At 72.6% G+C, this 20,056-nt stretch carries 16 protein-coding genes; 6 read left to right on the forward strand and 10 right to left on the reverse strand.

The genetic code is table 11. From position 1 onward, the window contains the following. Window positions 1-14 precede the first annotated feature (14 nt). Genes IE325_RS05905 through IE325_RS05920 form a run of 4 tightly spaced genes read left to right on the forward strand, consistent with a single transcriptional unit; the run spans window position 15 to window position 5,433 of the window. Complete coding sequence (locus IE325_RS05905; RefSeq protein ID WP_229911680.1) at window positions 15-725, forward strand: FadR/GntR family transcriptional regulator; 711 nt, start codon at window positions 15-17, stop codon at window positions 723-725. Between the two features lie 58 nt (window positions 726-783). Next, window positions 784-3,630 carry an ATP-binding protein gene (locus tag IE325_RS05910; RefSeq protein WP_190068639.1) on the forward strand — a complete coding sequence of 949 codons (2,847 nt, stop codon included), beginning with the start codon at window positions 784-786 and terminating at the stop codon, window positions 3,628-3,630. 31 nt (window positions 3,631-3,661) lie between these two features. Then, entirely contained in the window at window positions 3,662-5,242 is a 1,581-nt protein-coding gene (locus IE325_RS05915) for a carboxylesterase/lipase family protein (RefSeq protein WP_190068640.1), read from the forward strand. 50 nt (window positions 5,243-5,292) lie between these two features. Continuing rightward, window positions 5,293-5,433, forward strand: a complete 141-nt coding sequence (locus tag IE325_RS05920) for a hypothetical protein (protein ID WP_190068641.1) — start codon at window positions 5,293-5,295, stop codon at window positions 5,431-5,433. 180 nt (window positions 5,434-5,613) lie between these two features. On the opposite strand, the gene IE325_RS05925 is transcribed toward IE325_RS05920, so the two are convergent. The 10 genes from IE325_RS05925 to IE325_RS05970 form a co-directional block, all read right to left on the reverse strand. Continuing rightward, complete coding sequence (locus IE325_RS05925; protein ID WP_190068642.1) at window positions 5,614-6,531, reverse strand: TauD/TfdA family dioxygenase; 918 nt, start codon at window positions 6,529-6,531, stop codon at window positions 5,614-5,616. 79 nt (window positions 6,532-6,610) lie between these two features. Beyond that, entirely contained in the window at window positions 6,611-8,197 is a 1,587-nt protein-coding gene (locus IE325_RS05930) for an AMP-binding protein (RefSeq protein ID WP_190068643.1), read from the reverse strand. Further along, the gene (locus tag IE325_RS05935; protein ID WP_190068644.1) at window positions 8,184-8,822 is read right to left on the reverse strand and encodes a thermostable hemolysin; all 639 of its coding nucleotides are present in this window, start codon (window positions 8,820-8,822) and stop codon (window positions 8,184-8,186) included. The genes IE325_RS05930 and IE325_RS05935 overlap by 14 nt, the downstream gene beginning before the upstream one ends. Window positions 8,823-8,847: 25 nt before the next feature. Next, window positions 8,848-10,230: an aspartate aminotransferase family protein gene (locus IE325_RS05940; protein WP_190068645.1), complete on the reverse strand. Its 1,383-nt coding sequence runs from the start codon at window positions 10,228-10,230 to the stop codon at window positions 8,848-8,850. Further along, the gene (locus IE325_RS05945) at window positions 10,227-11,432 is read right to left on the reverse strand and encodes an aminotransferase class III-fold pyridoxal phosphate-dependent enzyme (RefSeq protein WP_190068646.1); all 1,206 of its coding nucleotides are present in this window, start codon (window positions 11,430-11,432) and stop codon (window positions 10,227-10,229) included. Before IE325_RS05945 ends, IE325_RS05940 begins: the two co-directional genes overlap by 4 nt. A 238-nt stretch (window positions 11,433-11,670) precedes the next feature. After that, complete coding sequence (locus tag IE325_RS05950; RefSeq protein WP_190068647.1) at window positions 11,671-12,903, reverse strand: CynX/NimT family MFS transporter; 1,233 nt, start codon at window positions 12,901-12,903, stop codon at window positions 11,671-11,673. A gap of 157 nt (window positions 12,904-13,060) precedes the next feature. Continuing rightward, the gene (gene arfA, locus IE325_RS05955) at window positions 13,061-14,569 is read right to left on the reverse strand and encodes an arabinosylfuranosidase ArfA (RefSeq protein WP_190068648.1); all 1,509 of its coding nucleotides are present in this window, start codon (window positions 14,567-14,569) and stop codon (window positions 13,061-13,063) included. A 142-nt stretch (window positions 14,570-14,711) separates the two neighbouring features. Then, window positions 14,712-15,545: a carbohydrate ABC transporter permease gene (locus tag IE325_RS05960; protein ID WP_190068649.1), complete on the reverse strand. Its 834-nt coding sequence runs from the start codon at window positions 15,543-15,545 to the stop codon at window positions 14,712-14,714. Continuing rightward, window positions 15,542-16,483, reverse strand: coding sequence for a carbohydrate ABC transporter permease (locus IE325_RS05965; protein WP_190068650.1), 942 nt, complete (start codon window positions 16,481-16,483; stop codon window positions 15,542-15,544). Before IE325_RS05965 ends, IE325_RS05960 begins: the two co-directional genes overlap by 4 nt. Next, entirely contained in the window at window positions 16,480-17,835 is a 1,356-nt protein-coding gene (locus tag IE325_RS05970) for an extracellular solute-binding protein (RefSeq protein ID WP_190068651.1), read from the reverse strand. The genes IE325_RS05965 and IE325_RS05970 overlap by 4 nt, the downstream gene beginning before the upstream one ends. A 196-nt stretch (window positions 17,836-18,031) precedes the next feature. Between IE325_RS05970 and IE325_RS05975 the strand changes: the two genes are divergently transcribed. Together IE325_RS05975 and IE325_RS05980 are read left to right on the forward strand one after the other, a co-directional pair. Next, the gene (locus IE325_RS05975; protein WP_190068652.1) at window positions 18,032-18,655 is read left to right on the forward strand and encodes a toxin-antitoxin system, toxin component family protein; all 624 of its coding nucleotides are present in this window, start codon (window positions 18,032-18,034) and stop codon (window positions 18,653-18,655) included. Then, complete coding sequence (locus IE325_RS05980; protein ID WP_190068653.1) at window positions 18,652-19,884, forward strand: DUF6545 domain-containing protein; 1,233 nt, start codon at window positions 18,652-18,654, stop codon at window positions 19,882-19,884. The genes IE325_RS05975 and IE325_RS05980 overlap by 4 nt, the downstream gene beginning before the upstream one ends. Window positions 19,885-20,056: the final 172 nt, after the last annotated feature.

Consider the following 20,056-nt stretch of genomic DNA (forward strand, 5'->3'; position numbering starts at 1 on the left):
GAGGGGACCGTCCCATGGCTCTGCGTCCGATCGCCCGGCCCTCCACGGCGCGCGAGGTCATCGCGCTGCTCCACCGGGAGCTCGCCGACGGAGCCTGGCCCATCGGCTCCAGGATCCCCTCCGAGACGGAGCTGGCCGCGCAGCTGGGCGTGAGCAGGCCCACCATCCGTGAGGCCGTCAGCGCGCTGGTGCACACCGGCATGCTGGAGGCGCAGCGCGGCAAGGGGGTCTTCGTGCGGTCGGTGTCCGACCCGGCGCCCATGCTGCAGAGCATCGAACTCGCCGATGTGCGCGATGTGTTCGAGGTACAGCTCTGCTTCGACGTGCAGGCGGCGCACTCCGCGGCCCTGCGCCGGACGCCCGAGGACATGGCGCGGCTGCGGGAGTTGCTCCGGGCGCGGGCCGAGGCGGCCGGCCGGGACGACGCCGAGTTCGGCAAGCGGGACGCCGCGCTGCATCTGGCCGTCGTCGAGGCGGCCCGCAATGTGACGCTCACCGAGTGCTACCGCTTCTTCGTGGGGCGGCTCCAGGAGAGCCTGGACCTGTTCGCCGGCGCGGACACCCACCTGGAGTGCGGCGTCGAAGCCCATGAAGCACTCGTCCGGGCCATCGAGGAGCAGGACCCCGAGGCGGCCGCGGCGGCGGCCCGGCATGTCGTCCGCACCAGTCTCGACGCCCTGGAGGGGCTGCTGGCGGTGCGCGCCGCCGAGCCGAAGGGCGGCTGACCGCTCCTGCCATGACGGCGGGCACAGCTGAGGCGGCGCGACAGGGAGGGAACACCCCATGCCGACACCCGGGGACCGGCGTCTCGTCGGGCGCGAGCGGGAACAGGCGGCGTTACGGGCCGCGCTGGACGCGACGGCGGCGGGCAGGGGCTCCCTGCTGCTGTTCCACGGACCGTCCGGGTCCGGCAAGTCCCTGCTGCTGCGGACGGCCGGTGCGCGGGCGGCGCTGCGGGGCATGGCCGTGTCGACCGCCCGACTGGCCCGGCTCGACCAGCACTCCGCGATGGCCCCGCTGCTCGCGGCGCTCAGCACCGGCCCGCATCCGGTGCTCAGTGCCGTGCAGGCGGGCTCGCTGGCCGAGTTCGCCGACCGGCCCACGCACTGGAGCCGGCTGATCGAGCGGCTGCACCGCCTCATCGAGCGGCGGGCCGCACACTCCCCCCTGGTGATCGTCCTGGACGACCTCCAGTGGGCGGACGAGCTGACCCTGGCCGCCTTGGAGACCCTGCTCCCCCGGCTCGCCGACGTACCGGTCCTGTGGCTGGCCGCCTACACCGACTTCCCCGTCGTACGGCCCACCCGGGACGCCCTCGACCGGCTGCCGGCCGCCCATGCCGAGGTCGTGCCGCTGTCCGCGCTGGACGGGCCGGCCGCCGCCGAGCTGGCGGCCCAACTCCTCGGCACGGTAGGGCCCGAGGACATCCGCCGGGTGGTGACCGCGACGGGCGGCATCCCCGCCCTCATCGAGCGCCTGGTCCAACTGCTGCGTGAGGAGGGGCGGATCCGCACGGAGGACGGCACGGTGCGTGTGCTGGGCGGGCATCCACCCGCCGATCTGGCCCGGGCGGCGGCCCCGGTACTGTCCGGACTCGCCCAGCAGACCCGCGAACTGCTGCAGGTGGGCGCGGTGCTGGGGCCGCGCTTCTCACTGCGGGAGGTGTCCGCGCTCACCGGCCGGTCGACGATGGAGCTGGCCACCGCGGCCCAGGAGGCGGCGGCCGCCGGGCTGCTGGAGGACGACGGCGCCGCGTTCCGTTTCCGGGCCCCGCTCGTCCACCAGGCCCTCCACGACAGCCTCCTCGGCCCCGTGCGCCGCGCGCTGCACGCGGAGGCGGCCCGGCTGTGCGCGGCGGAGGGGCGGCCCTGCCCGGAGACCATCGGGCATCTGATCCTCTCCGGCACCGAGGAGGACCTGGAGCAGGGCGCCGCCCACCTGGAATGGCTGAAGCGCAACGAGGACTCCGTACCGTCCCACGAGCGTGAGGAACTGTCCCGGGCGCTGCTCACCCAATTACGCCGGTACGACCCGCTCGCGACCGGGCCCGTGCGGACGGCGGTACGTCTCTTCCTCGCCACCGGTCAGCCCGGCACCGCCCACCGGATGCTCGACGCGGCCCTGGCCGGCGCGGGCTGGGAGACGGACGCCGAGGCCGAGGCGTTCGCCGAACTCGTGGAAGTGCTGCTGCGGTCGGGGCAGGCCCATGACGCGCTGCGGCATCTGCGGCGGGCGGCCGAGGACACCCGTTCCCCCGCCCGCCGCCAGGCGTGGCTCACCGCGCTGGAGGCACGCTGCCTGGCCGCCGCCGGGAACGACCCCGCGCACGCCGCACGGCTGGCCCGGTCCGCGGTGGTGCTGGCCCGGCAGACCGCGGACCACGCCTCGGCGGCCCTCGGCACGGCCCTGCTCGCCGGGTTCGCGCAGCGCGCGGGCGACATCGGCACGGCATCGCGGCTGGCCGGCGAGGCGGTCGCGGGCGGACCGTACGGCGCGGAGCGGAGCTTCGGCTGGGGACTGGCCGTGCCCGCGCTGGTCCTCAGCTCGGCCGGGCGCCCGCTGGACGCGGGCGAGGTGCTGAAGGCGTGGCGGAACGCGACCGGTGAGCAGGCCTGGGGGTGGGCGGCGCCGCGCTGGCATCTCGCCCGGTCCGTGCAGCTGTGGCACTGCGGCCGGCTCGCCGACGCCGAGCAGGAGGCGCAGGCCGGTCTGGAGGCCTGCGGGCGGCTCGACGACCCCGGCAGCCGCAAGGCACTGCGGGCCATGCTGACGCTGCTGGCGACCGTGCGCGGAGACCTGGAGCGGGCCGCCGCGCGGTCGGCCTCGCCGGAAGGCCCGCCGTCCGGGTCCGTCGGTGCCTTCCCGGCACTGGTCGGCGCGCTCCTTCTCGACGCGTCGGGCGACCCGGAGGCGGCCGTGCGGCAGTTGGCGGGGCTGTGGGCCGATCCGGAGCGGCACACCTGGCTGCTGGCCGCGGATCCGCTGGTCCTGCCGCACCTGGTCCGGATCGCGCTGCGGGCCGGCGCCCACGAGCAGGCCGCCGAGGCGGTCGACCTGGCCCGCCGGCTGGCCCGGCAGAGCCCCGGCATCACCCCGGTGACCGGAGCCGCGCTGCACTCCCAGGGGCTGTACCGCGGTCTCGCGGCTCCCCTGCACCGTGCCGTACGGGTCTTCCGCGGCGGATCGCATCCGCTGGCCCTGGCCTCCGCGCTGGAGGACGCGGCGGACGCCACCCGGGCGCAGGGCGAGCCGCTGCGCGCGACCGAGATGCTGCAGGAGGCCCAGCGCATCTATGTGGCCGCCGGAGCGGGGCTCGGCGCGGAGCGGGTGCGGCGCCGGACCCGGTTCTCACCCGGCCGGACCGTCGGGGAACTGCCGGCCGCCCGGCGGGCCCCGGCCGTGCCCTCGGCGCGAGCGGCGGAGGGCACGGCCGACTGGGACAGCCTCACCCCGTCCGAGGTGCGTGTCGTACGGCTGGTCGCGGAGGGTCTGACGAACCGGGAGACCGCCCAGCGGCTCGCGGTCTCCGCGCACACCGTGGACTCCCATCTGCGCCGCGCCTTCGCCAAGCTGGGCGTGTCGCGACGGGTGGAGCTGGCCCGCCATGTGCTGGCGCACACCTCGAAGTAGCCCCACCCGACCGACAGGGAGACGAGCACCCATGCGCGCTGCTGACGCCGCCTCGGCGACGACCCGGACCGAGACGGAGGTGTCGGGCGGCCCTCTGGTCGGCCGGCTGGAGGGGCCGGGCGGGCTGGTGGCGGCGTACCGCGGTGTGCCGTACGCGGCACCGCCCGTCGGCCCGGACCGGTTCGCGCCGCCCCGGCCACATCCCGGCTGGAGCGAGCCGCTGCGGGCGGACGGCGCGGTGGGCACCGTGCCGTTGCAACTGCCGTCCCCCTTCGCCGCGTTGCTCGGCGACCCTCTCGACCCGCCGCACACGGAGGCCTGTCTGACGGTGAACGTGTGGGCGCCCGTCGGCCCCGGCGACGGTCCCCGCCCGGTGCTGGTGTGGCTGCCGGGCGGCAGCTTCCTGACCGGCGGCGCCGACCTGCCCCGGTACGACGGTGCCGAACTGGCCGCTCGGGAGGGGATCGTCGTCGTCCTGGTCAACTACCGGCTGGGCGCGCTGGGTTTCCTCGCCCCGTCCTGGGCGGAGCCGGCCGCCGTCGAGGGCGTGGGCACCTCGCTGTCGTTCCGGATGCCGCAGGGGGCGACCCATGTCACGAACGCGGGGCTCCTCGACCAGATCGCCGCGCTGCGCTGGGTGGGACGCGAGATCCACGCCTTCGGCGGGGACCCCGACCGGGTCACGGTGGTCGGCCAGTCGGCGGGCGGGCAGTCCCTGGCGGCCCTGCTGGCGCTGGAGCAGGTGCGTCCGCTGTTCCGGCGCGCGGTCCTGCACAGCGCGCCGCTGGGCATGGCGCCGCAGACCCGGCAGGAGGCGGCCCTGGTCGCCGACGACTTCCTCGCGGCGCTCGGGGCGGACGCCGGGCGGTTGCGGACGGTGCCCGGCGAGCGCGTGCTGCTCGCCCAGCGGCAGGTCCTCGCCCGGCCCCGCCGACGCGGGGACGTACGGCCGCCGTTCCAGCTGGTCGCCGACGACGCGGTCGTCGCCGCCGATCTGCCGGGCGCCCTGCGCACGGCACCCCCGCCGGACGGGCTCGACCTCCTCGCGGGCGTCACCCGGCACGAGTGCGCCCTGTGGTTCGGCGAGGACCCGGGCCTGGACGGCCTGACGCGCGAGGAGGTGGCGGCGGAGTTCAGCGCGGTGTTCGGCCCCCGAGCCCAGGAAGCCCTCTCGCACTACACCCCCGGCACCGAGTGGCGCGTCGCCTTCGAGGAGTTGAAGACCGACGCGTTCTTCACCGCGCCCACCCAGGAGTTCGCCGACCTCGCCGACTCGTGGGGCGCGACCGTCCGGCTGTTCCGCTTCGACTGGCGGGTACCCGGCCGACACGCGCGTCTACGGGCCTGCCACTGCGCGGAGATCCCGTTCCTCCTGGGCCGCACCGAGGCCCGACACGCCCCGCTCTTCGCCGACGCCGACCAGGAGGAGATGGCCGCGCTGCGGGGGCGGATGCGGCGTCTGTGGGGCGAGTTCGTACGGACCGGGACGATGACCGACCACTGGCCGCCGCACCGCCGCGAGCAGCCCGCGGTGCGGGTCGTCGGCGGCGAGCGGGACGGTGAGGTCCTGGGGGCGCTGCTGGAGTCGGGACGACGGCGGTTGTGGGAGTGACGTACGAAGGTGCCGCCGGAAGGATCCCAGCGGCACCGCGGTGGGGCGGGTTGGTACGGACCGGCACGACAGCCGACAACTGGCCCCCGCACCACCGCGAGCAGCCCGCGGTGCGGGTCGTCGGCGGCGAGCGGGACGGTGAGGTCCTGGGGGCGCTGCTGGAGCCGGGGCGTGGGCGGATGTGGGAGTGACGTACACGGAGGTACCGCTGGAAGGATCCGGGCGGCACCACGGTGGGGCGAGTGCCGTCAGAGCCGCGGGGGTGGCGTCGGTGGCGTGCGTTCATATGGACCGGGCGCTCCGCCGGCCGCCGCACCGCCGTACACGAAGGTGCCGCCGGAAGGATCCGGCGGCACCTCGGGTGGGTGGTGTCAGATGGTCAGCAGGGTGCGGTCCAGGTCGCTCTGGGCGTTGAAGATGGAGCGCTCGGGGTCGGTGATGGCGCGGCGGCCGTGCATCACCCGGGTGTTGTCGATGAGCGCCACATCGCCGTCGGCCCAGGCGAGTTCCTCGGTCAGGTCCTCGGTGACGCTCTCCACCTCCTTGAGGATGCGCACGGGTATGTCCCGGCCGTCGGCGAAGGTGATGCGCGGCTTCTCGTAGTGGTTGGAGGGGCCGAGGATGCTGTTGGCGAAGGCGAGGCGCTCGTCGAAGAGGGTGCCGTGCGCCGCGGAGACCCGGTAGGCGTAGTGGATCGAGCCGTCGCCGAGCAGGTCGATGACGGTCTCGCCGGGGCCCCCGGCCAGCTCGCGCAACTGGTCGACGGTGACCGAGGCGGCGTCGGAGGTGCCGAGGTGGAAGGCGGCGAAGGCCTTCCACTTGGTCTCCTCGACCCGTCGGCTGTAGACGATCTCGTGGGCCCGGAAGAGACCGCGGGCCTCCTCGCTGAGCGCGTCCCACACCCGGTGGCCGTCGCACACGGTGGTCTGGGAGCCGGACGAGGCGGCCTTCTCGCAGTAGAACCAGGTGAGGGTCGGCGCGAACGGGCTGTTGCCGTTCTCCAGGTGCAGGCCGACCGCTTCATGACCGGCGTCCACCTTCTGCGCGGTGGAGCCGCCGTGGAAGGAGCGGGCCGGGTCGAGGGTGACGCGCTCGGAGTGGGCGCCGACGAACGCCGAGAACTGTTCGAGGTCCGGGCGGAAGCCGCGCAGCAGCAGGAACCCCGCCTCGCGGAGCGTCCGGATCACCTGGCCGGGCGCCAGGGTGCCCAGGGTCGTTCCGGGCTCGGCCGGCGTCAGGAGCAGGCCGGTGCCGGAGCCGTAGGAGGTCACACGCGCATGGTCGATCATGGTTTCTCCTCGGAGTATGGATGCGGTCGATACAGCCGATACGGGGGAGCTGCCAGATGTGCCCGCGAGGTGAGGGCGGTCACCCGAAGCGGCCGGCCGTGACGGCCTCGTGGACCGCGGAGCGCCGGGGGCGTCCGGTGACGGTGAAGAACTCGGCGTGCAGGGACTCGTCCGCCGGGACCAGATGGGTGACCTCGACACGCTCCACGTCCGAGAGCCGTTCCCGGCCCAGCGCGTCGAGTTCGGCGCGTACGGAGTCGAGCGGGGCCAGCGGATCCACGAGGAACAGTCCGTGCAGGCCCGGCAGTCCGTCGCCGACGACCGCGACGGCCAGCACGGCCGGGTGGGACCGGTACTGGGCCTCCACCCACTCGGGCGCCACATTGCGGCCCGCGGCGGTGATGATGACGCTCTTCTTACGGCCCCTGATCCAGATGTAGCCGTCCTCGATCTCGGCGAGGTCGCCGGTGTGCAGCCAACCGTCCTCGTCGACCTCGCACCCGGAGGGATCGTCGCCGCCCTTGTACCCGGCGAACAACGACGAGCTCCTGACCAGCAGTTCACCGTCGGGCGCGGTGCGCACCCGGACATGGGCGAGCGGGGCGCCGACGCTGCCGAGCCGGCGTGCGGCGGGCGTGTTCCAGCTGACCACGGAGCTGTTCTCGCTCAGCCCGTATCCCTCGTACACGGCGATACCGTGGGCGTCGAGCCGGCGCAGGGTGTCGGCGTCCACGGGGGCGCCGCCGCAGCACACCAACGGGGCCGCCGCCCGTCCGAACAGGGCGGTCACCGGGTCGCGCCGCTCGGCGCGGGTGCCGTCCGCGGCGGTCAGCAGGGCCTCGGCGAGGGCGGGGGTGACGACGAGCGCGGTGGGATGCGCGGCACGGATGTGCGGCAGCACCGCCTGCGGGGCGAAGGACGAGGTGCCCACGAGCGGGACGTCGGGCGGCAGCAGGGCGACCGTGCCGCCGTCGCACACCACCAGGTAGACGGCGGTGACCTGTTCGATGAGCAGGCTCATCGGCACCAGCGAGAGATAGCGGCGGTAGGCGTCGGCCGGCATCGCCGCCCGCAGCGAGCCGATCAGCTCCTCCAGCGCGGCCTCGCGGATGCAGACGCCCTTGGGTTTTGAGGTGGTGCCCGAGGTGTGGATGATCTTGCAGAGGCGGTCACCCGCGTCGAGGTCCGGGAACAGCGGGTCGGTGCCGGACGGGTCCTGCTCGATGTCGAGCACCCGCGGTTCGACGCCCGGGGGCAGCACCTTCTCCAGGCCCCACTCGGCCAGCCGCCGTGCCCCCGCCTCGTCGACGAGGCAGACGTCGATGTCCGCGAGCATGGCGGCCGTCTGCTCGGCGGTGAAGGCGAGCGGCACCACCACCTCGGCGGCGCCCGCGCCCAGTACGGCGAAGTCGGCGACGAGGAACTCCGGCGCGTTGGCGGTGACCACGCCCACCTGGAGCTGGGCGGGGTCGGTGGGGTCGCCGTCGGCGCGCGGGCCGCGCGGGCGTACGGGGTGGGTGCGCAGGGCAGCGGCGACGGCGGACGCGGCACCGACGATCCGGCGGTAGGAGTAGGAGCGGGCCACGGAACCGTCGGTGGCGAGCACGTCGACGAGCGGGCGCTCGTCCGCGGCCAGGGCCTGAAGGGTCTTCTTAAGCGTGTGCACCGGACACCTCCTGGGCCGTGCCGACGAGGGTCCGCACGGCGAGTTCGACGAAGTTGTAGCGGCCGGTGAGGCTGTCGATCAGGCCGCCGATGCTGTCCAGCGGCACCACACCGGTGTTCGGCGAGCGGTCGTAGTACGTGCCCCAGGCGGCGCGTCGGGCGTCGTCCATCCAGTGCGTGGTGGCCTGCCGCAGGGGCAGGAAGGGCACTCCCGCGGCGGCCATCGACCGCTCGACCTTGTCGGTGACGGTGGCGAGGATGAACCGCTTCCCCTGGCACCAGGCGATGATCGGCAGCAGCCGGATCAGCTCGCCGCCCGCGCCGCCGGAGCCGGCCAGCGGGCCGACCTCCACGACCTCCGAGCGTTCCGGGGCGGTCTCGACCACCGTCGCCAGCACCTGTTCCACGGGGCCCCCGAGGTAGTTCTCGGAGAAGAATCCCCCCGGGCCGGGTCCGGTGAGTCCGGCGCAGGCCGCGATCGGGCCGCCGGCTGCCTCGCGGACGGTGACGAAACGGTCCGGACCGGGCTCGGTCGTCGCGCCGTAGGCCTTGCGATAGCTGTGCTGGGCGAAGGTGCGCGCCTCGTACCACTCGGACGTGCCGGACTGAGCTATGGCTATCTCCATGGCGGGTCCTCCCCCTGTCGCCCGGTCACCAGTTCACTTCGAGGTCGGAGTGCATCAGCTTCAGCACCAGCGGCGGCGGCAGCCGGTACTGGCGGCGCAGCAGCGAGCTGATCCTGCGCATCAGCCAGGCCGGACGCCGGTCCAGCCAGTCGAGGGACTCGTCCAGCGCGGCCAGCACCCGCTCGATGTCGGCGGCGGACACCGTCAGCGGCGGATAGAAGCGCAGGACGGGCTGGTCCATCTGCTCGTTGAGCGAGTGGCCGAGGTGGATGCCACGGGCCGCCATCTGCATCGAGATCAGGTTCTCCACCGACGGGTTGCGGGTGCGCAGCCCGGTCATCAGCCCGATGCCGGGGGCGTCCACGAGATGCCGCGGGTGCTTGCGGACGGCCCACTTGAGTCCCTCGCGCAGCGCCCGGCCGACGGTCTCGGCCCGCTCCGGCAGGTTCCGCTCACGGACCTCGCGGATCGTGGCCGCGGCGGCGGCCATGGACAGGGCGGAGACCGCGGTGCCGTCCAGCACCCCCGGGTACCACTGCGGGGAGCGGCGGGCCCCGGCCAGCACCTCCTCGGTCATGGCGGCCACCGCGACGGGTACGAAGCCGCCGGTCAGTGCCTTGGACAGGAGCATGATGTCCGGCTCAACACCGGAGTGCTCCACGGCGAACATCCGGCCGGTGCGGCCGAACCCGGTCTGGATCTCGTCGGCGACGAGCAGGGTGCCGGTGTCGCGGCAGGCCGCGGCCACCTCCGGCATGAAGTCGGCGGGCGGCACCCTCAAGTAGGCGCCGCCGAGCACCGGTTCGACATAGACGGCGGCCACGTCACCGGCGCGCACGGCCTCGCGTACGGCCCGTGCGTCGCCCGGCGCCACGATCACCAGGTCGTCGTCGGCGGGCGTGAAGTCGTCCCGGTGCTCGTGCTGGCCGAGGACGGTGAGCGCGCCGAGCGTCTTGCCGTGGTAGCCGCCGGCCACGATGACGATCCTGCGGCGCCCGGGGCGGGCCAAGTAGGCGGCGCGCAGGGCGATCTCGGAGATCTCGGCGCCGGAGCAGCCCAGGGAGAACTCGCTGAGCCCGGCGGGCAGGATCTCGGTGAGCTGGGTGAACAGGTCGGCGGTCGCCGGGTGGACGGTCCCGGGCACCAGGGCGGGCGCGGTCTCCAGGGCGTCCAGGACGGCCGAGCGGACGGCGTCGTTCTGGTGGCCGACGAGGAAGACGCCGTAGCTCCCGGCGAAGTCCAGGGCGCGGGAGCCGTCCTCGGCGAACACCTCGCTTCCCCGGGCGTGCGACTCCAGTTGCCGTCCGGTCGCGGCCAGCATCAGCGCGGCGGTGGGGTTCCAGTGGCGGCCCAGCGTGGTGAGGACCTGCTGCCGGTCCAGGGCCGCCACCGCGGTGCCGGTGCTCATCGTGCGGTCTCCTCGGTGTCGAGTGCCTTCAGTGCCTCGGCGAGCCGGTCGAGGATCTGGTCGGTGTCCTCCCGCTCGGCGGTGAGCGGCGGGGCGAGGGTGACCAGGTCGGCGGCCGGCTCACGCACCAGGACGTCTCGGGCGGCCAGTTCGGCGGCGAGCCTGCGCGCGGCGCCCGGGGCGCGGGTGCGGACCCACAGCAGGGAGCCGTCCGCGTGCAGTTCGGCGGACCCGGCCTGCTCCCGGCCGAGCCGGCGGGCGGCCTGCTCGAACTCCCGCTGGCGGGCGGCGAGATCGTCGCTCACGACGGCGTCGAGTACGGCGCTGACGGCGGCCGCGGACAGCGGGTTGGCGCCGAAGGTGGAGCCGTGCAGGCTGGGGTTGCGGCGGCCGTAGACCCGCTCGTAGACGGCCCGGGTCATGACGGAGACGCCCACGGGGACGGCGTCGGCGCCCAGCGTCTCGCCCAGCACCAGGACGTCCGGGAAGATCCCCAGCGCCCCGGTGCCGAGGGGGCGGCCCAGGCGGGCGGGGCCGGTGCGGCGCTCGTCGACGACGAGCAGGGTGCCGGTGCGATGGCAGCGTTCCCGCAGCGCCACCCACCAGTCGAGGGGCAACCGGCCCAGCGGGCGGCCGGGCGCGGCCGGGGCGATCAGCACCGCCGCCACCGACTCGTCGACCCGCGCCAGGAGTTCCTCCGGCGCCTCGGCGGGAACCGTGCGCGGCCGCAGCGGCGCCCCGGGCAGTACGGCGCTCCCCCGGCCGAGCGACCTGCCGTGGCTGAGGGCGCCGAAGTCCTCGCCGCGGATACCGAGCGCGTACGGGCGGTCCGGATGGGTGCCCTTGGCCAGCTTGAACGCCGAGTCCAGCGCCTCGTCACCGCTGTTGCACAGGTACGACACCGACAGCGGGCCGGGGCAGAACTCCGCGAGCGCCGCCACCGCCCCGGCCAGCGGCCGGCTGACGAGGATGCGGCTGGAGAGCGCGACCCGCCGGGCCTGGTCGGCGATGGCGGCCCGGACCCGGGGGTGGGCCCCTCCGAACCCGCCACTCGCGGCGTCCAGCAGCACCCTGCCGTCCCGGGTCTCGACGCGGGCGCCCCGCTGCCGGGCCACCACGGGCACCGGCCGGCCGGAGGGTTCCCGGTCCCGGATCAGATGCCGGCGGACGACGGCCGCGGGATCGGCGGGGCCGGCGGCCACGCCGGTGCCGGGGAGAACAACTTCGGAGGCAACGGCTTCGGAGGCAACGGCTTCGGAGGCAACGGCTTCGGACAGCCCTGTTTCGGACAGACCTGAAGGTTTCATCTTCCCTTTCCCATCGGACGGACGCCGGCGGTCGCGGGCAGCACGAACTCCCCGGTCGGGCAGGCGTGTGGGGACGGCCGGAGCAGGTGGGTGTGAAAAGACGTGCGGGTGGGGCGGGTTCGGACGTGCCGGGTCAGCGTTCGAGGGTGAGGGTCGCGTCGCGGCCCGCGCCGAGGCCGATCACGGCCATCAGGACACAGAGCCCGACGAGCACCGCCAGGGGTACGCCCCAACCGCCGGACAGCTGGTGCAGCGCGCCCACCCCGAAGGGTCCGGCCGCGGCCAGCGCGTAGCCGACGCCCTGCGACATGCTCGACAGTCCCGCGGCGCTGTCACCGTCGCCCGCGCGCAGGCCGATGAGGGTCAGCGCGAGGCTGAACGCGGCTCCGCCGATGATGCCGAGGATGAGCGCCCACAGCCAGATGGTCCACATCGGGGCGACGACCACACCGATCAGCCCCACGGCGGTGCCCAGCGCGACGACCACGCAGAAGCCCCGCTGTCCCCGGCCGCCCCGGTCGACGAAGAAGGGGACGACCATGGAGCCGGCGGCCTGGAGGAAGGTGATCGCCGACATCATGTAGCCGGCCGCCTCCTCGCTCAGCCCGCGGTCGACGCAGATCGCGGGCAGCCAGCCGAAGATCACATAGGCCAGCAGCGCCTCTAGGCCGACGAAGGCGGTGACGAGCCAGGCCAGCCGGTCGCGCAGCAGCGGTCCGACGGTGGCGCGCCCGCCCTCGCTGGTGCGCACCCCGCGCCTGCCGAACGGCAGCCAGGCGACGATGCCCACGACCACGGGCACGGCGAGCAGGCCCAGCGAGCCGCGCCAGTCGGTGTCCGCGACGCTCTCCAGCGGAATGACCGCACCGGCCGCGGCGGCGCCGCCGAAGGTGAGGGCCATGGTGTAGGTGGCCATCATCAGCGGGACCCGGTCGGGGAACTCCCGCTTGATCAGGCTGGGCAGCACCACATTGGCCACCGCGATCGCACCGCCGATCACCACGGTGCCGACGTACAGCAGGGCCGTCGGGTCGAGCAGCCGCAGCAGGATGCCGGCGAGCAGCACGGGCAGACAGCCCAGCAGCACCCGGTCCTCGCCGAACCGGTGCCGCAGCGCGGGTCCCAGTCCCGCGAACACGCCCAGGCAGAGCACCGGCAGCATGGTGAGCAGTCCCGCGCCGGTGCCGGAGAGCGCCAGGTCCTTCTCGATCTGCGGGAGCAGCGGACCGAGGCTGGTGATGGCGGGCCGGAGGTTGAGGGAGACGAGGATGATCCCGGCGATCAGACCGGCCTTGCGCGCGGTGTGCGGCGCGGGAGCCGGGAGGGGCTGCGCGAGACCCGGTACGGAGCTGGTTTGTCGATTCACCGAACTTCTTCCTTCTCCCGCTGGCGAGGGCGTGACGGCACTCCTTCACCGCCGCCTCGACGATCATGGCGGGAGACCGGGACCTGCCCATCCCGTGAACGCGTATACGGTGCCCGGCATCACGTAAGTACGTGACCCCGGGCACCGGACGCCCGGCTCAGGCCAGCCGGATCACGTTCCAGGACATCGGTTCCAGTACGGCGGTGAGGCGGCCGTCCGTCAGCGCGGTGCCCTCGGCCCGGTGCGGGGTGACGCGCTCGGGGTCGTCGAGGGTGTTGCGGGCGTCCGGGTCGGCGTCCGCGAGGACGCTGTGCTCGACGACGTCCGTCAGGTCAAGCCCGTTCAGGGCGACTTCGAGCGGGAGGGCCTCGGTGCGGCCGCGGTTGACGGCGAAGACGGTGACCGTGCCGTCGTCGGCGCGTACGGCGGTGGCGTGCAGCAGGTCGGCCTCGCCGTACTTCTTCGTCTCGTACGTCGGGGAGTCCACGCGCACGTCCAGGACCTGGCCGCGGCCGTACCGCGACGCCTGGGCGAAGGGGAAGAACGTCGTCTGGCGCCAGGCCGGGCCGCCCGGTTCGGTCATGATCGGGGCGATGACGTTCACGAGCTGCGCGAGGCAGGCGACGGTGACGCGGTCGGCGTGCCGGAGCAGCGCGATCAGCAGCGAGCCGAAGACGACGGCATCCATGACGCTGTAGTTGTCCTCGAGCAGGCGCGGGGCCTCCGGCCAGTCGGTGACCGACTGCGCGTGCTCCTCCCACTCGGGCAGGTACCAGACGTTCCACTCGTCGAAGGAGAGGTTGATCTTCTTCTTGGACTTGAGGCGGGCGCCGACGTGGTCCGCGGTCGCGACGACGTTCTCGATGAAGGACTCCATGTCCACGGCCGAGGCCAGGAAGGAGTCGATGTCGCCGTTCTCCGGCCAGTAGTACGCGTGGAGAGAGACGTAGTCGACCAGGTCGTACGTCTCCTTCAGGACCGTCGCCTCCCATTCGGCGAACGTCGGCATCGACTGGCTGGAGGAACCGCAGGCGACGAGTTCCACCTTCGGGTCGATCTGGCGCATCGCGCGGGCCGTCTCGGCGGCGACCCTGCCGTATTCCTCGGCCGTCTTGTGGCCGGTCTGCCAGGGGCCGTCCATCTCGTTGCCGAGGCACCAGAGTTTGATGCCGAAGGGGTCCTTGTCGCCGTGCGAGACGCGCTTGTCGGAGAGGGTCGTGCCTTCGGGGTGGTTGGCGTATTCCTGGAGTTCCAGGGCTTCCGCCACGCCGCGTGTGCCGAGGTTCACGGCCATCATGGGTTCGGCCTGAGGGCCGACCTTGCGGAGGAAGTCGATGTATTCGGAGAGGCCGAAACGGTTGGACTCCGTCGAGTGCCAAGCGAGGTCGAGGCGACGGGGGCGCTCCGCCGCGGGGCCGACCGAGTCCTCCCACTTGTAGCCCGACACGAAGTTGCCGCCCGGGTAGCGGATCGCGGTGACGCCGAGTTCGCGGACCAGGTCGAGGACGTCCTGGCGTAGGCCCTTGTCGTCCGCGGTGGGGTGGTCGGGTTCGAAGATGCCGGTGTAGACGCAGCGGCCCAGGTGTTCCACGAAGCTGCCGAAGAGTCGGGGGTTGACCTCGGCGATGGTGAAGGCCGGGTCGAGGGTGAAGCGGGCGGTGTGCATGTGCGCCTTTCGGGGTGGGTGGTACTTGTTTCGCTGGCGGGTGCGGGTTTGTGGGGGCTGAGCGCGCCCACGCGGCGGAGCCGCAAATTGACACAGCCCCGCGCCCCTGAAAGACAAAGCAGGGCGCTGCCCTGACAAGGGTCTATTGGCCGGCCAAGCCCGTATGGGCCACTCCCGCCACTATCTGCCTCTGGAAGAACACGAAGACCACGATCAGCGGCAAGCCCGCCATCAATCCCCCGGCCATCAACTGAGCCCACTGGATGCCGTAGGAATTCATCACCGTCGCGATGCCGTTCGGCATGGTCATCAGGTCCGGGTTGTTCGTCACCATGTACGGCCACAGGAAGTTGTTCCACGACGCGATGAAGGTGAAGATGCCCACCGCCGCCAGCGAAGGGCGGGCGAGTGGCACGACGATCGTGAAGAAGACCCGCCAGCGGCCCGCGCCGTCGATGAACGCGGCCTCCTCCAGTTCGCGTGGGACGCCCTGGAAGAACTTGTAGAGGATGTAGACCATCGCGGCGGGCGCGCACTGGGGGAGGATCATGCCCCAGTAGGTGTCGACCATCCCCATCTGCTGGACCGTGGTGAACAGCGGTACACCGAGCACCGCCGGGGAGATCATCAGGCCCGCCATGACCACGCCCATCAGCACGCCCTTGCCGCGGAACTCGGTGCGGGCGAAGCCGTATCCGGCGAGGGCGCTCACCAGCAGGACCACGGACGTCACGCACACCGAGACGACGAGGGAGTTCACGAACCAGTTCGTGATGTTGCCCGTCTCGAACAGGGCCGTCCACGCCTGGCCCGTCCAGTTCTCCGGCAGCCAGTGCGGGGGCACCTCGACCGCCTCGGTCTCCGACTTCAGGGAGGTGAACAGGGCCCAGGCGAAGGGGGAGAGGAAGACGAGCGAGACGGCCGTGGCGAGGAGGGTGAGGATGATCTGGCTGGGGGTCCATGCCTTGGTCGTCATCGGGCGGCGCCCTCCTCACGGTTGCGCAGCAGCCACATCCGGGCGAGGGCGACGGCCGCGATGAGCACGAAGAAGATGATGGAGATCGCGGAGGCGTAGCCCACGCGGTAGCTGGTGAAGCCCTCTTCGAGGGTGTACTGCACGAAGGTGCGGGTCGCGTTCTCCGGTCCTGGTCCGAAGTCCAGCATCACGACCGCCTGGTCGAAGACCTGGAGCGAGGCGAGGATCTGCAGGGCGATGACGAGGCCGGTGATGTTGCGGAGCATCGGCAGGGTGATGTGGACCATGCGGTGCCAGGCGTTCGCGCCGTCGAGCTTGGCAGCCTCGTAGAGGTGGTCGGGGATGGACTGGAGCGCGGCGAGGTAGAGCAGGAAGCTGAAGCCGACCGTCCACCACAGGGTCGTGATGACGATGGCGAGCATCGCGTAGGACTTGTCGGTCAGCCACGGGGTCTCGATGCCGAAGACGTGGTTGATCATTCCCGTGCCGGGGTTGAACAGCCACTGCCACAGGTTGCCCGCGACGGTGGAGGGGAGCAGGAAGGGGGCGAAGAAACACAGCCGCCACAGCCACTTCCCGCGCTCTATGTGGTGGGCCAGCATCGCGAGGAGGAAGGCGAGGACCGTGATGCAGGGGACGACGAGGAGCGTGAAGTAGGCGCTGTGGCCCAGCGCGTCCCACATCAGGGGGTCGTCGAGGGCCTCGCGGTAGTTGTCGAGGCCTACGAAGCTCGCGCCGTCGCCCGAGATGTTGGCGTCGGTGAAGCTGAGGTAGACGCCGCGCAGCAGGGGCCAGATCACGAACAGGGTGAACAGGACCAGGAAGGGCGCCACGAACCAGCCGCCGTGCTGGAAGCCCTGTTTGCGGCGGAGGGTGGCACTGTCGGCGGCGGTGGTGGCGCGGGCCGGTGCGAAGACCGTCTGGGCACTGGTGGTCATGCGGCCGTACCTCCCTGTGCGGCGGTCCTGCCGTCCATGGGGTTCTTCATCGCGAGCAGCGTGGCCAGCTCGCTCTTCATCCGGCGGGCCACCGTGTCCGGCTTGGCGGAGCCCAGCGTGGAGGAGACGACGATCGGGCCGATCCGCTGGGCGAGGATGCCGGTGGAGCCCGCGAACCACACCTTCGGCTCGGTGGCCTGGTGGGTCATCGCGGAGACGTACTCGCTCTGCGGGTCGAGCTTCTTGTACGCCGGTGTGGACAGGGTCGGCGTGTAGGCGGGGATGTGGCCGCCGGCCGCCCACTGCTGGGCGTGGGTGACGACGTAGGCGGCGAGCCGGTGGGCCGCCTCGTTCGTGCCGCCGCCGCGGTCGGACTGGTGGGGCAGGACGAAGGAGTGGGACTCGGCGTGGGTGGCCTGCTCGCCGAAGACGGGCGGCAGCGGGATCGCGCCGTAGTCCAGCTTCGCGCCGGAGTAGACCGGCACCGACCAGTTGCCCTCCCAGGCGAAGGGGGCGCCGTTGACGAACTGTTCGGCGTTGACGGAGCCCAGGGCCGGGTCGGCGTATCCGTCGGTGATGTGCCGGCGCAGGAACTCCAGGACCTGGACGGCCTTGTCGGTGTCGAAGGTGACCCGGCGCTGGGCGGCGTCGAACCAGGTGCCGCCGAGCTGGGTGTAGAAGGCGACGAAGAACCACCACTGGAAGTTCTGGTCGTTGACCCACAGGCCGATGGTCTGCAGGCCCTTCTTGGTGGCCTTCTTCGCCTCCTTCAGCACGGCGAACCAGTCGTCGGTGGAGGTGACCGGCACGATCCGGCCGTCCGAGCCCAGCAGACCCGCCTTCTTCAGCACGTCCTTGCGGTAGAAGCAGAGCTGGACGTGGATGTCGAGCGGGAGGGCGTAGAGCTGGCCGTCGATGACGCCGCGCTGCCAGAGGGCGGGGTCGAAGTCGGCTTCCCGTACGCCGTACCGGGCGAGCAGGCCGACGTCCCAGGGGTCCAGGAGGCGGCCGGGTGAGAAGCCGGGGACCCGGCCGAGGTGCATGACGCCGAGGTCCGGGGCGCGGTTGCCGGCGGCGGCCATGGCGAGCTTGGTGTAGAAGGGGTTGCCCCACTGGAGGGTGGAGTCCTTCACGTCGATGTCGGGGTTCGCGGCGCGGAAGGCGTCCAGCATCGCGATCATGTTGGAGCCGTCGCCGCCGCTGAACAGGTTCCAGTAGCGCACCCGGGTGTCGGCGCTGGAGGCCAGCGCGTCGGCGCCGGTGCCGAGTGCGGCGAAGCCGAAGCTGCCGGCGACCGTGATGCCGCCCGCGGTGGCCAGAAGTTGCCTGCGATTCAGGCCAGGTCGTCCCATTGCCTGCCCTTACGATTCGAGACGGGTTCGAGGCTTACCAAGCTGTTCGAGATATCGAATTGTGCACGTAACTTCGGACGGGACCGTAGGATGGAAGCGCTTTCTAGTCAATGCCTTGTGCATGAATCCGGGCGGTGGAGGTCGTTCACGCGTAGGCTCGAACGGCTCGCCGAACGGCGGGGGAACAGGGGGTGCGATGGACATGGCGGGCGCGCGCGAGAAGGCGGCCCGGGTCGCTTCGGCATTGCGGCTACGGCGCTCGCACGCCGCTTCCGGGATGCGCGACCTGGCCTCCGATCTGAGCGCGGCCGTACGTGCCAGACCCCACCCCCCGGCCGATGTGGGCGAGTTGTGCCGGGCGCTGTGCGCGGAGATGAGCGCGCGGCGCGACGGGCGGCCCGTGGAGCTGCGGTTCGAGCGGTTCCCCGACGAGATCGAAGTGACCGGACTGTGGGTGGAGTTCCAGGACTTCGATCTGGTCATCGTCGAGGAACGCGCCGAGGCCGTGCAGCAACTGGTCGTCCTCGGCCATGAGCTGTGGCACATGCACGCCGGGCACCGCCATGACCACACGGACGGCTCGGCGGTCGCCCACGCGCATGCGCTCGCGGGCAGTTCCGGCTGGCGCGACACGGCCCTCGCGGTGGCCGCGCGCAACGGCTCACGGCAGCGGGACGAGGCCGAGGCCGACGACTTCGGGCACCGGCTGGCGACGGCGTTCCGGCCGCTGCTGACGGGCCGGGGCCGTGCGGAGCCGCCCCTGGACCCCGTACAGCGCTCGCTCGGCTACCGCGGCCGGAGGAGGAGTACGGCACCATGACGGCGCTCGCGTTGACGCCCGTCGAGTTCGTCAACGAGTTCTACCCGAACTTCTGGTGGATCCCCGCCGGGATCCTGGCCGCCGCCCTGGGCATCAAGCTGCCCAGCATCATCCGGCTGTGGAACGACCCGCTGCTGCGCGCGGTCGGCGGGCTGCTGCTGCTCGCCTGCTCGGTGTTCGTGTTCGTGGCGCCGTCGACGATCGCCCGGGTCAACCGGCTCACCGGGATCTCGAACTTCTCGGGACCGTGGGTGTACTCCCTGCTCACCGCGTTCTGCGCGTCCTGCCTCCTGCTGATCATCACCTGGCGCAACGGCCTGTCCGACCGCTCCCTGCGCACCCGCCGTGCCATGCGCGGGGTCATCGCCGTCTACTGCGGTGTGATCGCCGCGATCTGGGTGCTGTTCGCGCTGGCGGACGTGCCCGTGGAGCGGCTGCGGGACATGGACACGTACTACGCCAACACCCCGTACATGCGCGAGATGATCGTGCTCTATCTCCTCGCGCACACCACGGCCGCGCTGATCACCAACTGGCTGATCTGGAACTGGATCCGCACCGACGGACTCGACGCCTGGCTGCGCTGGGGCCTGAAGTGCCTCGGCGTCGGCTACACCCTCCAGCTCGCCTTCGACGCCGCCAAGCTCACCGCCATCGCGGCCCGCTGGTCCGGCCGGAACCTGGACTGGCTGAGCACGGCCGTGGCACCGCCGCTGGCCTGTCTGTCCGCCGTGCTGGTCGCGGTGGGCTTCATCCTTCCGCACGCCGGCCAGTATCTGCACGACCGCTGGCGCCTGCGGCTCGCCCACCGCGAACTGCGGCCGCTGTACCAGCTGATGAAGAGCGTCAACGGCGATGGCGTGCCCCTCGTGCTGCGCGCCGCCCCGGAGCTGCGGCTGATCCGGCGGGAGACGTTCATCCGCGACGTCCTGCTGCCGCTGGCCCGGTTCGTCGACGAGGAGCGGCGCGCCCGCTCCTACGACGCGGCCCTCGCCCTCGGTCTTCCGCCGGACCGCGCGAAGGCGCTCGCCGGCGCGGTGGCGGTGCTGGACGCCGTCGACGCCAGGGACGCGGCGCGGGAGGGCGACGGCACGGGCGACACCGACACCACGGATCTGCTGCGGGACATCGGCGCCATGTCGCGGGCGCTGCGCGACGCCGAGGACATCCGGGCCGTACGGGAGCGGGCGGCGGGGGTCCGGCCGGACGGCGTGCCGGTCCCCAACTGACCGGGGCGGGCCCCGGGCGCCACTCCCCCAAGGCAGCGCCCGGAACACCCCCGTGTCTGGCCGGGGCTCGCCCCGCAGACGGCGAGCAGGCGGTGCTCGCGTCCCCCGTCGAGGCAGGCCCCGGCCTCATCCGACCGCGACAAGAGGCGGGCGCGCGGCCGGAAGTCCTACG

The sequence above is a fragment of the Streptomyces lanatus genome (assembly GCF_014655715.1).
In the GTDB taxonomy this organism is placed as follows: domain Bacteria; phylum Actinomycetota; class Actinomycetes; order Streptomycetales; family Streptomycetaceae; genus Streptomyces; species Streptomyces lanatus.